The sequence below is a fragment of the Xanthomonas sp. LF06-19 genome (assembly GCF_034105425.1).
Lineage (GTDB): Bacteria > Pseudomonadota > Gammaproteobacteria > Xanthomonadales > Xanthomonadaceae > Xanthomonas_A > Xanthomonas_A sontii.
Genome location: NZ_JAXGGH010000001.1, coordinates 465001 through 479430, shown reverse-complemented (window position 1 = coordinate 479430; position 14430 = coordinate 465001). Strand labels below are relative to the sequence as shown.

The 14430-nt window shown below is 69.9% G+C and carries 12 protein-coding genes; 11 read left to right on the top strand and 1 reads right to left on the bottom strand.

The features are described 5' to 3' along the window. Positions 1 to 3: 3 nt before the first annotated feature. Together SLW55_RS02125 and SLW55_RS02120 are read left to right on the top strand one after the other, a co-directional pair. On the top strand, positions 4 to 1044 hold the full coding sequence (locus SLW55_RS02125) for a sulfate/molybdate ABC transporter ATP-binding protein (protein WP_017914302.1): 1041 nt from the start codon (positions 4 to 6) through the stop codon (positions 1042 to 1044). Between the two features lie 303 nt (positions 1045 to 1347). Next, on the top strand, positions 1348 to 2046 hold the full coding sequence (locus tag SLW55_RS02120; protein WP_152244630.1) for a TorF family putative porin: 699 nt from the start codon (positions 1348 to 1350) through the stop codon (positions 2044 to 2046). An 89-nt stretch (positions 2047 to 2135) separates the two neighbouring features. Here SLW55_RS02120 and tdh read toward each other — a convergent pair whose 3' ends face one another. After that, positions 2136 to 3167 carry an L-threonine 3-dehydrogenase gene (gene tdh / locus SLW55_RS02115; protein ID WP_026144006.1) on the bottom strand — a complete coding sequence of 344 codons (1032 nt, stop codon included), beginning with the start codon at positions 3165 to 3167 and terminating at the stop codon, positions 2136 to 2138. Positions 3168 to 3318: 151 nt separating this feature from the next. Between tdh and SLW55_RS02110 the strand changes: the two genes are divergently transcribed. The 9 genes from SLW55_RS02110 to SLW55_RS02070 all read left to right on the top strand — a co-directional run bounded on the left by SLW55_RS02110 (position 3319) and on the right by SLW55_RS02070 (position 14347). Further along, a complete protein-coding gene (locus SLW55_RS02110; RefSeq protein ID WP_320694351.1) occupies positions 3319 to 5478 on the top strand; it encodes a S46 family peptidase in 2160 nt (719 codons plus the stop codon). Positions 5479 to 5643: 165 nt separating this feature from the next. Further along, positions 5644 to 6288, top strand: coding sequence for a histidine phosphatase family protein (locus SLW55_RS02105; protein WP_152236555.1), 645 nt, complete (start codon positions 5644 to 5646; stop codon positions 6286 to 6288). A gap of 416 nt (positions 6289 to 6704) precedes the next feature. Then, positions 6705 to 7964, top strand: a complete 1260-nt coding sequence (folC, locus tag SLW55_RS02100; protein WP_320694350.1) for a bifunctional tetrahydrofolate synthase/dihydrofolate synthase — start codon at positions 6705 to 6707, stop codon at positions 7962 to 7964. Positions 7965 to 8033: 69 nt separating this feature from the next. Further along, a complete protein-coding gene (locus tag SLW55_RS02095; protein WP_320744446.1) occupies positions 8034 to 9140 on the top strand; it encodes an SPOR domain-containing protein in 1107 nt (368 codons plus the stop codon). A 95-nt stretch (positions 9141 to 9235) separates the two neighbouring features. Continuing rightward, positions 9236 to 9997, top strand: coding sequence for a CvpA family protein (locus tag SLW55_RS02090; protein WP_017915234.1), 762 nt, complete (start codon positions 9236 to 9238; stop codon positions 9995 to 9997). Between the two features lie 28 nt (positions 9998 to 10025). Continuing rightward, on the top strand, positions 10026 to 11492 hold the full coding sequence (gene purF, locus SLW55_RS02085; RefSeq protein ID WP_017913998.1) for an amidophosphoribosyltransferase: 1467 nt from the start codon (positions 10026 to 10028) through the stop codon (positions 11490 to 11492). A 28-nt stretch (positions 11493 to 11520) separates the two neighbouring features. After that, positions 11521 to 12069: a hypothetical protein gene (locus SLW55_RS02080; RefSeq protein WP_295958962.1), complete on the top strand. Its 549-nt coding sequence runs from the start codon at positions 11521 to 11523 to the stop codon at positions 12067 to 12069. Beyond that, positions 12021 to 12872 (top strand): ferritin-like domain-containing protein, encoded by an 852-nt coding sequence (locus SLW55_RS02075; protein ID WP_320744638.1) that lies wholly within the window; start codon positions 12021 to 12023, stop codon positions 12870 to 12872. The genes SLW55_RS02080 and SLW55_RS02075 overlap by 49 nt, the downstream gene beginning before the upstream one ends. Before the next feature lie 230 nt (positions 12873 to 13102). Continuing rightward, on the top strand, positions 13103 to 14347 hold the full coding sequence (locus SLW55_RS02070; RefSeq protein ID WP_267118205.1) for a zinc-dependent metalloprotease: 1245 nt from the start codon (positions 13103 to 13105) through the stop codon (positions 14345 to 14347). The last annotated feature ends 83 nt before the right edge of the window (positions 14348 to 14430 follow it).

The window sequence follows — 14430 nt, the reverse complement described above, 5'->3', positions numbered from 1 at the left end:
GCGATGAGCATTCGCGTACAGCATCTGGGCAAGCGCTTCGGCGATTTCGCCGCGCTCGACGACGTCAGCCTGGACATCCGCCAGGGCGAACTGCTGGCGCTGCTGGGGCCCTCCGGCTCCGGTAAGACCACGCTGCTGCGGGTGATCGCGGGGCTGGAACATGCCGACCGCGGACGCGTGCTGATCCACGGCGAGGACGCCACCGCGCTGTCGGTGCAGGCGCGCCGGGTCGGCTTCGTGTTCCAGCACTACGCCTTGTTCAAGCACATGAGCGTGTACGAGAACATTGCCTTCGGTCTGCGTGTCCGCCGCGAGGCGCGCTGGAGCGAGTCGCGCATCCGCGCGCGGGTGCAGGAACTGCTGGCGCTGGTGCAGTTGCACGACCTGGAGCGACGCTACCCGGCGCAACTGTCCGGCGGCCAGCGCCAGCGCGTGGCGCTGGCCCGCGCGCTGGCGATCGAGCCGCGCGTGCTGTTGCTCGACGAACCGTTCGGCGCGCTCGACGCGCAGGTCCGCCGCGACCTGCGGCGCTGGCTGCGCGAGCTGCACGAACGCACCGGCCTGACCACGGTGTTCGTCACCCACGACCAGGAAGAGGCGCTGGAACTGGCCGACCGCGTGGCCATCCTCAACCGCGGCCGGATCGAGCAGATCGGCAGCCCGGCACAGGTCTACGAACAGCCGGCTTCGCCCTTCGTCTACGCCTTCGTCGGTGCGGTGAACCGGCTGCCCGCGCGTCTGCACGACGGGGCGGTGCAGGTCGGCGGCCTGGCCTTGCCGGCGCCGTCGACGCCGCTGTCCAGTGGTCCGGTCGAGCTGTATGTGCGGCCGGAAGACCTGGCGCCAGGCAACGAGGGCTGGGCGGCGACGGTGCTGTCGATCCAGCGCAGCGGCCCGCGGCTGCGCCTGCGTGCGCAGTTGGCGCACGGCCACGACGAGGTCGAGGTGGAACTGCCGGCGGGTGAGGGGGCACCCGACTACGCGCCGGGCCAGCCATTGCACCTGCGCGCACGCCGTTTCGGGGTCTTCGCCCGGCCCGACTGAGGCGCCATCGCGCCCTGCCGATCGGCGATCGCCCGCGCCTGCGCATTGGTGTGGCCAGCGGCTGCCTGCCCGGTCGCGGCCTGACCGCCAACTCCCGGACGAGGGCCTTCCCTGGCAGGCCGGCTCCCGCTGTCGGCGGCTCGCTGTGTCCGCGCTTGGCGCGAATCCGGGGTTTTGTGTCACGGCGTGGCATGCGCCGCGTGAAAAGTTGTTGCACTGCACGATCAAAGCAGTTAAAAAACCGTAAAGGCGCATCCGCCTCGTCGCTGCACCCCTCCCTCGTCAACCCTAGGAGAATGACCGGTGAACAAGACCACTCTCGCCCTGGCCGTCGCACTGGCCGCTTCGCCGCTCACCGTCCTGGCCCAGGACGAGCCCACCTCGCCGATCACCGGCTCCTATGGCGTGGTCAGCGACTACGTGTTCCGTGGCGTCTCCCAGACCGACAAGGGCCCGGCGTTCCAGGCCGGCCTCACCTACACCTCGCCGTTCGGCCTGTACGTGGGCACCTGGGGTTCCAACGTCGATTTCGGCGCGGGCGATCCGGATTGGGAAGTGGACGGCTTCGTCGGCTACAACGTCGATTTCTCGCCGGACTGGAACTTCGACGTGATGGTCAACCGCTACGGCTATCCGGGCGCCGGCAAGTCGAACTACAACGAACTGATCACCAAGACCAAGTTCCTCAAGACCTACACCCTGACCGTGGCCTACACCGACAACGTGTACAACCTGGACCGGGACAGCTTCTACTACGCGCTGGACGGGAACTGGTCGCTGCCGCAGGGCTTCAGCGTCGGCGCGCACGTCGGCCGCACCACCTACGAAAGCGCGTTGACCGCGTACCAGGACTACACCGACTACAACGTCAGCGTGGGCAAGATGGTCGGCCCGCTGGCGTTGAGCGTGGGCTACTACGACACCGACAACAAGGGCGCGGCGAACTTCACCGAGCGCCTGGCCGGTCACCGCGTGGTGGTCTCGGGCACGATCGCGTTCTGATCGCATCGTCTCGTGAAACGACGAAGGGCGCCGCGAGGCGCCCTTCGTCTTTTTCGGCATCGCATCGCCGCGTAGCCGCGGCGCGCGCATCACCAGCTCAGCACGACCTTGCCGGCCTTGCCTTCTTCCATCAGGTCGAAGCCCTTCTGGAATTCGTCGATGGTCAACTGGTGGGTGAGCACCTTGCCCAGCGGGAAGCCGGACAGCACCAACTGGGTCATCTTGTACCAGGTCTCGTACATCTTGCGGCCGTAGATGCCCTGCACGGTCAGGCCCTTGAAGATGATCTTGTCCCAGTCGCAGCCGGCGCCGCGCGGCATGATGCCGAGCATGGCGATCTTGCCGCCGTGGTACATGCAGTCGAGCATGTCGTTGAACGCGCGCGGATTGCCGCTCATCTCCAGGCCCACGTCGAAGCCTTCCATGTGCAGGTCGGCCATCACGTCCTTGAGCGAGGTGTTGGCGACGTTGACCACGCGGGTCGCGCCCATGTCCGCGGCCAGCTTCAGGCGGAAATCGTTGACGTCGGTGACCACCACGTTGCGCGCGCCGATGTGCTTGCAGATGCCCGCGGCGATGATGCCGATCGGGCCGGCGCCGGTGATCAGCACGTCCTCGCCGATCACGTCGAACTCCAGCGCGCAGTGCGCGGCGTTGCCGTAGGGGTCGAAGAACGCGGCCAGTTCGGACGGGATCTGGTCGGGGATCGGCCACAGGTTGGAGGCCGGCATCACCATGTACTCGGCGAAGGCGCCGTTGACGTTGACGCCGATGCCGACCGTGTTCGGGCACAGGTGCGGACGCCCGCCGCGGCAGTTGCGGCAGTGGCCGCAGACGATGTGGCCTTCGGCCGAGACGCGCTGCCCGACCTCGTAGCCGGTGACCGCCGAGCCGAGCTGGGCGATGCGGCCGACGAACTCGTGGCCGATGGTCAGGCCGGGCTTGATGGTGCGCTGGCTCCACTCGTCCCACAGGTAGATGTGCAGGTCGGTGCCGCAGATCGCGGTCTTTTCCAGCTTGATCAGCACCTCGTTGGGGCCGGGCACCGGCACCGGCACCTGTTCCAGCCAGATGCCCTTGGCGGCCTCGCGCTTGACCAGCGCCTTCATTGTTTGCGCCATGTCGGTGCAGATTCGATGGGAAGAGGGCGCGCAGTATAAGCGCCCGGCCGACGCGGCCATGTTGCGGCGCGGTCAGGGTGCCATTGGTCACGGTCCGGCCGCTTGATGACAGCCGTTACACTCTAACGTCTGTCATCAAGGAAGCTATTCGATGCGTTCGAATTCGTTGGCTGTCGCCATCGCCGCCGTGGCCGCCCTGTCCGGCGCCTCCGTCGCCCACGCTGGCGAGGGCATGTGGGTCCCGCAGCAGTTGCCGGACATCGCCGGGCCGCTGCAGCAGGCCGGCCTGAAGCTGTCGCCGCAACAACTGTCCGATCTCACCGGCGACCCGATGGGCGCGGTCGTCTCGCTCGGCGGCTGCACCGCCAGCTTCGTCTCGCCGCAGGGCCTGGTGGTGACCAACCACCACTGCGCCTACGGCGCGATCCAGCTCAACTCCACTCCGCAGAAGAACCTGATCCGCGACGGCTTCAGCGCCGCCAGCCAGGGCGCCGAACTGAGTGCGGGCCCGAACGCGCGCATCTACGTGCTCGACCGCATCACCGACGTCACCGCGCAGGCCAAGGCGGCGATGGCCGCCGCCGGCAACGATGCGCTCAAGCGCACGCAGGCGCTGGAGGATTTCGACAAGGCCCAGGTCGCCGCGTGCGAAGCCGATGCCGGCTACCGCTGCGAGCTGTACAGCTTCTCTGGCGGCAACACCTACCGCCTGTTCCGCACCCTGGAAATCCGCGACGTGCGCCTGGCCTACGCGCCGCCGTCGGGCATCGGCAAGTTCGGCGGCGACGTCGACAACTGGATGTGGCCGCGCCACACCGGCGACTTCTCGTTCTACCGCGCCTACGTCGGCAAGGACGGCAAGCCGGCCGCCTACGCCAAGGACAACGTGCCGTACCAGCCCAAGCACTTCCTGAAGTTCGCCGACCAGCCGCTGGGCGCCGGCGATTTCGTCATGGTCGCCGGCTACCCGGGCCGCACCAACCGCTATGCGCTGGCCTCCGAGTTCGACGCCACCGCGAGCTGGGGCTACCCCATCGCCGCGCGCCAGTACCGCGACCTGATCGCGTTGGTCGAGCAGGCCGGCAAACAGAACCCGGACATCCAGGTGAAGTACGCCGCGACCATGGCCAGCTGGAACAACGTCGCCAAGAATTACGAGGGCCAGCTGGAGGGCTTCAAGCGCATCGACGCGGCGGCCAAGAAGCACGCCGAGGAAGACGCGGTGCTGGCCTGGCTCAAGCGCCAGGGCGGCGAGGGCAAGGCCGCCCTGCAGGCGCATGCGCAACTGCTGGCGCTGGGCGAGCAGGCCAAGGCCACCCGCGATCGCGACCTGGTGCTGCGGCAGATGCGCCGCACCGGCGTGCTCGGCAGTGCGGTGTCCCTGTATCGCCTGTCGATCGAACGCGCCAAGCCGGACGCCGAACGCGAGCCGGGCTACCAGGAGCGCGACCTGCCCGAGATCGAGGGCGCGATGAAGCAGATGGAGCGCCGCTACGTCGCCGCCATGGACAGCCAGTTGCAGCGCTACTGGTTCGACCAGTACCTGAAGCTGCCGAAGGCGCAGCGCCTGCCGGCGCTGGACCAGTGGCTGGCCGGTGCCGACGCGCAGGCCGCCGCCACGCGTCTGGCCGGCACCCAGCTGGGCAATACCGAGGCGCGCCTGAAGTGGCTGCATGCCGACCGCGCCGCGTTCGAGGCCAGCGACGACCCGGCGCTGCGCTATGCGGTGGCACTGATGCCGACCCTGCTGCAGATCGAGCAGGACGAGAAGCGGCGTGAGGGCGAGGAACTGCTGGCGCGTCCGCGCTACCTGCAGGCCGTGGCCGACTACAAGAAGAGCCAGGGCGAGTTCGTGTATCCGGACGCCAACTCCTCGCTGCGCATCACCTTCGGCAACGTCAAGGGCTACGTGCCGAAGGACGGCGTGGCCTACACCCCGTTCACCACGCTGGAAGGCGTGGTCGCCAAGGACACCGGCGTGGAGCCGTTCGACTCGCCCAAGGCGCTGCTGGAGGCGGCCAAGGCCAAGCGCTACGGTGGGCTGGAGGACAAGCGGCTGGGCACGGTGCCGGTCAACTTCCTGTCCGACCTGGACATCACCGGCGGCAATTCCGGTTCGCCGGTGATGGACGCGCACGGCAAGCTGGTCGGCCTGGCCTTCGACGGCAACTGGGAGTCGGTGAGCTCGAACTGGGTGTTCGATCCGGCGATGACGCGCATGATTGCGGTCGATTCGCGCTACCTGCACTGGATCATGCAGGAAGTGATGCCGGCGCCGCGGCTGTTGAAGGAGTTGAACCTGGCCAGGTGAGCCGGGTTCCGGCGGGCGGCGGCGACGGCCGCCGTCCGCATGTCCGCCCCGGCACGCGGCGGCGGGCACGCGGGATGCAGCACAGGGTTTCCGGCGACGGAGCGGGTATCATGCCGCTCCGTTTTCGTTTGCGAGACGGCCCCTTCCCCCCAAGGAATCCAGCGCATGCGCATTCTGCTCGCCCGCCATGGCGAAACCCCGTGGAACGCCGAAGGCCGCTACCAGGGCCAGATCGACATCCCGCTGTCGCCGGTCGGCGACGCCCAGGCGCAGGCGCTTGGCGCACGCCTGCGCGAGGTGTCGCTGACCCGCGCCGTGGCCTCGCCGCTGTCCCGTGCGCAGCGCACCGCGCGCTTCGCGCTGGGCCCTGAGCGCGAGGCGTTGCTGCAGACCGATCCGGACCTGCAGGAGATCGCCCATGGCGAGTGGGAAGGCCTGCTGGCCAGCGAGATCCACGAGAAGGACCCGGCACGCCTGCGCGCCTGGCGCGAGGAACCGGATACGGTGCTGATGCCGGGTGGCGAGTCGCTGCGGCAGGTGCTGGAGCGTTCCTGGCGCGGCCTGACCCGCGCCGCCGAGGGCCTGGGCGAGCACGACACGCTGCTGGTGGTGGCGCACGATGCGGTCAACCGGGTGATCCTGTGCCGGGTGCTGGGCCTGCCGATCGCGCGGCTGTGGAGTTTCCGCCAGGCGCCGACCACGCTGAACCTGCTGGAAGGGCCGGATGTGGAGCATCTGGAAGTGGTGCGCTTGAACGATTGCGCGCACCACACGCCGTTCTTCGGCGAGGCGAAGCATCGGGCGCTGTAGGACGAACAAGATGCGCGTATAGCGTGCGTCGTCTCGTCGACGAGTTGATCTGTCCCGCTTCCGATGCGGTTCGCTTGGCCGTTGCCGTTGCCGTTGCTGTGCTTTTGCTTTGCTTTTCGGGATCCCGTGAGCCGCGGCACTTGGCCTGGGCGAAAACCCCGAAGGGGCGGCGCGCAGGAAGCGCGCCGTTTTTCGCCGGCACATGGATGTGCCGTCGAAAAATGCCCAGGCCAAGTGCGAACCCGGAGCGCGCAGCGCGGAGGGCGCGGCGCCCGGGTGTGCTTTCTTTTGGTTACTTTTCTTTGCACAAGCAAAGAAAAGTGACTCGCGCGTCAGCGCGAAAGCTGTCGCTCCAAAGCTGTTGCTTCTGACGAAGGCGAGCGAGCGCGCTTGCCTGAAAGGCTAGAAATACACAAATGAACACCCTCCCCGAATGGCTCGCCTACATCGAGCGCCAGCACCCCCAGGACATCGCCATGGGCCTGGAACGGGTGCGCGCGGTCGCCGCACGCATGCACCTGACCAAGCCAGCCAAGCACGTCATCACCGTTGGCGGCACCAACGGCAAGGGCTCGACCGTCGCCTTCGTCGAGGCCATCGCGCGTGCCGCCGGCTGGCGGGTGGGCAGCTACACCTCGCCGCACCTGCTGCGCTACAACGAGCGCGTGCGCATCGACGGCGAAGAGGCCAGCGATGCCGATCTGGTGACCGCCTTCGCGGCAGTGGAGGCCGCGCGCGGCGACACCGCGCTGACCTACTTCGAGTACGGCACGCTGGCGGCGTTGTGGCTGTTCCAGCAAGCCAAGTTGGATCTGGCCGTGCTGGAAGTCGGCCTCGGCGGCCGCCTGGATGCGGTGAACCTGGTCGATGCCGATGTGGCGGTCATCACCACCGTGGACATCGACCACACCGACTGGCTCGGCACCGACCGCGAAGCGATCGGTGCGGAGAAGGCCGGCATCGCGCGGCCGTGGAAACCGCTGGTGCTCGGCGAGATCGATCCGCCCTCCAGTGTGCTGCGCCGCGCCTACGCGATCGGCGCCAACGCGCTGCGCGCCGGCAGCGACTTCTTCCACGAGCCGATCGACGCCGGCCGCTGGCGCTGGCGCGACGTCGGCACCGAACTGCAGTTGCCGTTGCCGCAGCTGCGCGCGCCGGTGCAGCGCGCCAACGCCGCCACCGCCATCGCTGCCTTGCGCGCGCTGCGCCGCTCGCTGCCACGCAACGCCTACGCCGAAGGCATCGGCGCCGCGCGCCTGCGCGGACGCCTGCAGCCGTGCGTGCGCGACGGGGTGGAGGTGCTGGTCGACGTCGGCCACAACCCGCAGGCGGCCCGCGAACTGGCCACCGCGCTGCAGGCGCAGCCGGTCGCCGGCCGCACCTGCGCCGTGTTCGCGGCGCTGGCCGACAAGGACGCCGCCGGGGTGGTGGAGGCACTGGCCGCGCAGGTCGATGCCTGGCACCTGGCCGGCCTGGCCGGCAACCGCGGCCAGAGCGCTGCGCAGTTGCGCACGCGGCTGGCGGGGACCGCCGCCGCCGAGGCCGGCGGCGCCGAGAGCGTGGCGCAGGCGCTGCAATCGGCGTTGGCGCAGGCGCATCCGGGCGACCGGGTGCTGGTGTTCGGTTCGTTCCATACCGCCGCCGAGGCCTTGCACTGGCTGCATTCAGCCGGCTGATCCCGCCTCCGCGCGGGCCCACCTTATAATCGGCACGGCACTCCGCCACGCCGCCCCCTCAGCCTTTCCGTGGATACCGTCCTGAAACAGCGATTGATTGGCGCCCTTGTCCTGGTAGCGCTCGCCGTGATCTTCCTGCCGATGCTGGTGAAGGGGCCTGCGCCCGACAGCGGCGTGGCCAATGTGCCGCTGAAGGCGCCCGACGCGCCGGCCGACGGCCAGTTCGAGACCCGCGAGCTACCGCTGGTGACCCCGGGCGACGCACCCAGTGGCGGGGCGGTGGGCATGGCCAAGGCGCCGGGCGCCGCCGCTGCGCCAGCCGCCGCGCCGGCGCCGGTCAAGGACAACCCCGATGCCGCCGACCTGGCCGATCCGGCCGCTGGCAGCGCCGCGCAACCGTTGCCGCCGAGCACGGCCGCCGGCAACTACGCGGTGAATTTCGGCGCCTATGCCACCGCCGCCGATGCCGATGCGGTGATCGCGCGGCTCAAGCAGGCGCAGCTGCCGGGCTTCCGCGAGCAGGCCACGATCGGCGGGCGCCAGGCCTGGCGGGTGCGGATCGGACCGTATGCCGATCGCGCCCAGGCCGAATCCGTGCGCCTGCAGGCGGTCAAGGTCCGCAACGACGTCAACGCCCAGGTGGTGACCCTGGATGCGGCGCCGAGCAACGCCACCCCGGCCAGCGCTACGCCGGCTGCCGCCAGCAACGTCGCCGCCGTCGCGCCCGCCGCCCCGGCCAGGACCGAGGCGCTGCCGCCGGAGCCGGCCAAGCCGGTCGCCACCGCCAAGCCGGCGACGCCGCCGGCGCCCAAGCCGGAGCCGGTCAAGCCGGCTGCGACCAAGCCCGAACCCGCCAAGCCCGTGGCCACCCCGGCCACCCCGGCCACCACGGCGGCGGCCAAGCCGGCGCCGAGCGTGCCCGCCGCGCCTGCCGCTTCCGGCACCGGCTTCGCCGTGCAGCTGGGCGCGTTCGGCAAGGCCGAGGACGCCAATGCCCTGCGCGACAAGGTGCGCGCGGCCGGCTTCAGCGCCTTCGTCGAGCAGGTGCGCACCGACAAGGGCGCGCTGAACCGGGTGCGGGTCGGCCCGGTCGCCAACCGCGCCGATGCCGAGCAGTTGCGCGCCCAGGTGGCAGCCAAGGTCGGCATCAGCGGTATGGTACGTCCACATCCTTGATCGGGCCGCGGCCCATGGAGTAGCACGATGGTCCAGGGAAGGCAGGCGCGACGCGCGATCGGCGCGATGCAGCGGCTCGGCCGCGGGAGGCGCGCATGATCGACATGGTGCTGTTGACGGTGATCCTGGTCTCGGCCCTGCTCGGGGCCCTGCGCGGGTTCGTCGGCATCGTGGTCGGCACGCTGTCCTGGTTCCTGGCCGGCTGGGCCACGTTCCAGTTCGGCGGCAATGCCGGGCAGTGGCTGGCCAACGGGTCCCGGCCGAGCATGAGCTACTACCTGGGCGGCTACGCGCTGACCTTCGTGACGGTGATGGCGGTGGTCGGCATCACCGGCATGGTGATCCGCACTGCGGTGCGCTCGACCGCGCTGTCGGGCACCGACCGCGCGCTCGGCTTCGGCCTGGGTGCGGCGCGCGGCGGCTTCTTCGCCGCGGTGCTGGCGTTCCTGATGAGCTTCACTCCGCTGACCCGCGAGCCGGACTGGCAGCATTCCATGGTGCTGCCGGTGCTCAACCCGGGCGTGGGCTGGATGCGCGCGCAGATACCGGACTGGCACATGCCGCAGATGCCGCAGATGAACCTGTCGCAGATGCCGCAACTGAACGTGTCGCAGATGAATTTGGGCAACTTGCCCGCGGCAGGCGATAATGCCGCGCTGGGCAACGCCCTGCAGGCCAGTGGGCTGCAGGAGATGATGTCCAAGGCCCTGGGACGTCCCGGGGTGCGGTCCGCGCAGCCCGGGGGCGATCCGTCGCAACTGATGCCCGCGAACATCGATCCGGCGCAGGCGCGTCCGGCGCAATTCGACCCGGCACGGGTCGAACCCAACGGCCAGGCACGGCCACCTTCCCAATAGCGGCATCCCCGCCGCGGAGAGCGTTGACATGTGTGGCATCGTCGGAATCGTCGGCAACCAGAACGTGGCCGGGCAACTCTATGACGGCCTGGCCGTGCTGCAGCACCGCGGCCAGGACGCGGCGGGCATCGCCACCGCCGACGGCACCCGCCTGCGCGTGCAGAAGGCCAACGGGCTGGTCCGCGACGTCTTCGACGAGAAGCGCATGGCGGTGCTGGAAGGCCGCGTCGGCATCGCCCATTGCCGCTATCCGACCGCCGGCTCGGAAGGCATGGACGAGGCGCAGCCGTTCTACGTGAATTCGCCGTACGGCATCGCGCTGGCCCACAACGGCAACCTGGTCAATACCGAAGCCCTGCGCCAGCAGGTGTTCGAGGCCGACCGCCGCAACATCAACACCGATTCGGACAGTGAAGTGCTGCTGAACGTGTTCGCCTACGAGCTCGACGCGCAGCGCATGCTGACCCCGGAGGCGGCGATCCGCGCCGTGGCCGGCGTGCACCGCCGCTGCAAGGGCGGCTACGCGGTGGTCAGCGTGGTGCTGGGACTGGGCCTGGTCGCGTTCCGCGACCCGCACGGCATCCGTCCGCTGGTGCTGGGCAAGCGCGAGAGCGTGGAGGGCGACGAGTACATCGTCGCCTCCGAGTCCTCGGCGCTGGACATCCTCGGCTTCACCCGCGTGCGCGACGTGCGCCCCGGCGAAGCGCTGGTGATCACCGGCCGCGGCGAGCTGTTCTCCGAGGTCTGCGCCTCGCCCACCGACCACACCCCGTGCATCTTCGAGTACGTGTACTTCGCGCGGCCGGACTCGATGATCGACAACGTCTCGGTGCACAAGGCGCGCATGCGCATGGGCATGAAGCTGGGCGAGAAGATCCTGCGCCTGCGCCCGGACCACGACATCGACACCATCATCCCGATCCCGGACACCTCGCGCGACGCCGCGCTGGAGATCTCCAACGTGCTCGGGGTGAAGTACCGCGAGGGCTTCGTCAAGAACCGCTACATCGGCCGCACCTTCATCATGCCGGGGCAGGGCGAGCGGGTGAAGTCGGTGCGCCGCAAGCTCAATCCGATCCACCTGGAATTCCGCAACCGCGTGGTGCTGCTGGTCGACGACTCGATCGTGCGCGGCACCACCAGCCGGCAGATCGTGCAGATGGCGCGCGACGCCGGCGCGCGCAAGGTGTACCTGGCCAGCGCCGCGCCGCCGGTGCGCTATCCCAACATCTACGGCATCGACATGCCGGCCGCCGACGAACTGGTCGCGCACGGCCGCAGCGAGCAGGAGATCCAGGAATTCCTCGGCTGCGACTGGCTGATCTACCAGGACCTGGAAGACCTGGAGACCGCGGTGCGCGAGGGCAACCCGGAACTGAAGGCGTTCGACTCCTCGTGCTTCAACGGCCAGTACACCACCGGCATCGAACCCGGCTATTTCGAGCGGATCATGCAGCTGCGCTCGGACGAGGCCAAGCGCAAGCGCCGTGCCTGAGTCCCGCCGCCGCGCCCGGGCGCGGCGCATGCTCGCGCTGGCGGGTCTGGCGGCGCTGTGCGGCGGCTGCACTGCTGACGACGCCACGCGGCCGGTGCAGGCGCTGGACGACCCGCGCCTGCGCGACGGCAGCGTGCCGAGTGCGCAGTTGACCATGCTGCAGCTGTACATGGCCCCGGACCAGTTGGCGGTGCTGCAGCCGGGCTACCGCGCACCGCTGGCGATCGCCGGCGCGCAGCGCATCGGCGAGGACCTGCTGCTGCTGCGCCTGCGTGCGCAGGGCTCCTCCGACGACGTGCGCGCCGATGCGCCGCAGTGGGGGTATGCCGTCGATTGCCGGGATGGCACGGCGCGCCTGCTTGCCGCCGGCATCGGCGTCGACGCCGGCTGGCCGTCGGGCGCAGCGCTGGCGAGCATCCCCGAACCGCCCGCGGCCGACCGCCGCAGCGCCTTCGCCCTGGCCTGCGCGCATCGCGTGGACTGCGTGTTCAAGGTGCCCGGCAACCGCTGCGAGCAGGCCCAGCGCACCTGGCTGGAACGGCGCCAGGCGGCAGCCCATCCGCCGGTGGCGCCGTGAACGGCGACCTGTACCAGGCCGCGCGCGCCTGCCTGGACGCCGCCGACCCCGACGAGAAGGTGGCGCTGACCCAGCGCCATGCCGCGGCCTGGCGCGACGGCGCGCTCGCGGTGCCGGCCGTGGCGCCGCCGCCCGAGCCGATCCGCATGCCGGGGCGGCCACCGCGACCGCTGCTGGTGCATCCACGCGAGCTGCCGCGGCGCGGCCTCGGCAGTGCCGAGGGCCGTGCGGCGTTCATCCACGCCATCGCCCACATCGAACTCAACGCCATCGACCTGGCCTGGGACGCGGTCTACCGCTTCCGCGGCCTGCCGCCGGCGTTCTACGCCGACTGGGTGGCGGTGGCGGACGACGAATCGCGCCATTTCGTGCTGCTGCGCGACCGCCTGCGCGCGCTGGGCCATGCCTACGGCGATTTCGCCGCGCACAACGGCCTGTGGGAGATGTGCGAGAAGACCGCCCACGACGGCCTGGCGCGGATGGCGCTGGTGCCGCGCGTGCTGGAGGCGCGCGGCCTGGACGTGACCCCGGGCATGATCGCCAAGCTGCGCGCGCTCGGCGACGACGCCACCGCCGACATCCTGGACATCATCCTGCGCGAGGAAGTGGCGCACGTGGCCGCCGGCTCGCGCTGGTACCGCTGGTACTGCGCGCAGGCCGGGATCGAACCGCGCGCCCGCTTCGCGGCGCTGCTGCGCGAGTACGCCGGCGGCTACCTGCACGGCCCGTTCAACCTGCAGGCGCGCCTGCTGGCCGGGTTCGACGAGGACGAATTGCTGGCGCTGCAGCAGCAGGCCGGCTGAGGCGGCGTCCTCCCGCGGCATGGCGCCCGGGTCGCGTCAACGCGCAGGCGGCGGCATGAACGCCCTTGCGTGCGTTCTGTGACGCCTATCTCCGAGCGGAGACCCCGCTGCATTTGTTGCTTGCGCTGAACGGTGGCTGAGCGGCTAATCGAACTCCCCCGCGCGGCCTCCCCCGTCTCCGGCCGCGCGCGGGGCGACGTTCGTCCCTACTCACCACCCAGGAGTCCGACATGAAGTCGATGTGCAGCCTTACCGCGATGCTTGCCCTGTGTGTCGCCGGTTCCGCCTCCGCAGCCGGAACGCCCCTGTTCCAGAGCAGCCAGTACGTCTCCAAATCCATCGCCGGCGAGCCGGCGCTGAGCCGCCTGCTGGCCAATCCCGCCACCGGCGCGGTGCAGCGGGTCGGCGTGAACGCCGCCGCGGTCACCGCCGGACAGAAGCAACTCGAGCTGGACCTGCTGGGCCAGCGCATCACCGCCACGCAATTGAAGACCGAGCAATTGGAAGGCGGCAACAGCATCTGGTACGGCAATCTCGGCAATGCCGCGGTGGCGCGGACCCGTGCGCTGTCCGGCCTGGATCCGCTGAACTCGGCGATCCTGGTGCGCAGCGGCGACACCATCACCGGCAGCATCCGCAGCAACGGCACCCTGTTCCACCTGCGTCCGGTCGCCGGTGGCGGCCATGTGCTGGTGGAAGTCGACGAACGCCGCATGCCGGCCGAGCATCCGGCCGACTACGCGCTGTTGCCGACCGTGCAGATGCCGCAGTCGGTGATCGACGAACGCGTGACCGCCGCCGGTGCCTCGTCGGGTTCGCCCGCGACCATCCGTGTGCTGGTGGTGGCGACCAACAAGGCGGTGACCAGCTACGGCGGCAACATGCAGTCGCTGGTGCAGTTGGCGGTGGCCGAGTCCAACCAGGGCTACACCAACAGCAACGTCGGCATCACCATGCAGCTGGCCGGCTACGAGACCACCAACTACACCGAGTCGGGCGACTTCAACACCGACCTGACCCGTTTCCGCGGCACCAGCGACGGCTACATGGACAGCATCCATACCTCGCGCAACAGCACCGCGGCCGACGTCGGCGTGCTGATCATCGACAACTCCGCCTATTGCGGCCTCGCCTCGGGCATCGGTTCCACCGCCGCCACCGCGTTCGCGGCGGTGTACTGGGATTGCGCCACCGGCTACTACAGCTTCGCCCACGAGATCGGCCACCTGCAGAGCGCGCGCCACGACGTGGCCACCGACTCCAGCACCTCGCCGTACGCCTATGGCCACGGCTATCGCTACGGCAACAGCTGGCGCACGATCATGGCCTACAACTGCACCAGCAGCTGCCCGCGGCTGAACTACTGGTCCAACCCGAACGTGTCCTACAACGGCGTGCCGATGGGCAATGCCAGCACCGCCGACAACCAGCGCGTGCTGGTCAACACCAAGGCGACGGTGGCCGGGTTCCGCTGAGCCGGCGCGCGCGTGGCGCAGGCTGCCTGCCTGCGCCACGTGCGGCGAAGACGGCCGGAGCGGGCGCGGCGGCGCCCGCTTCG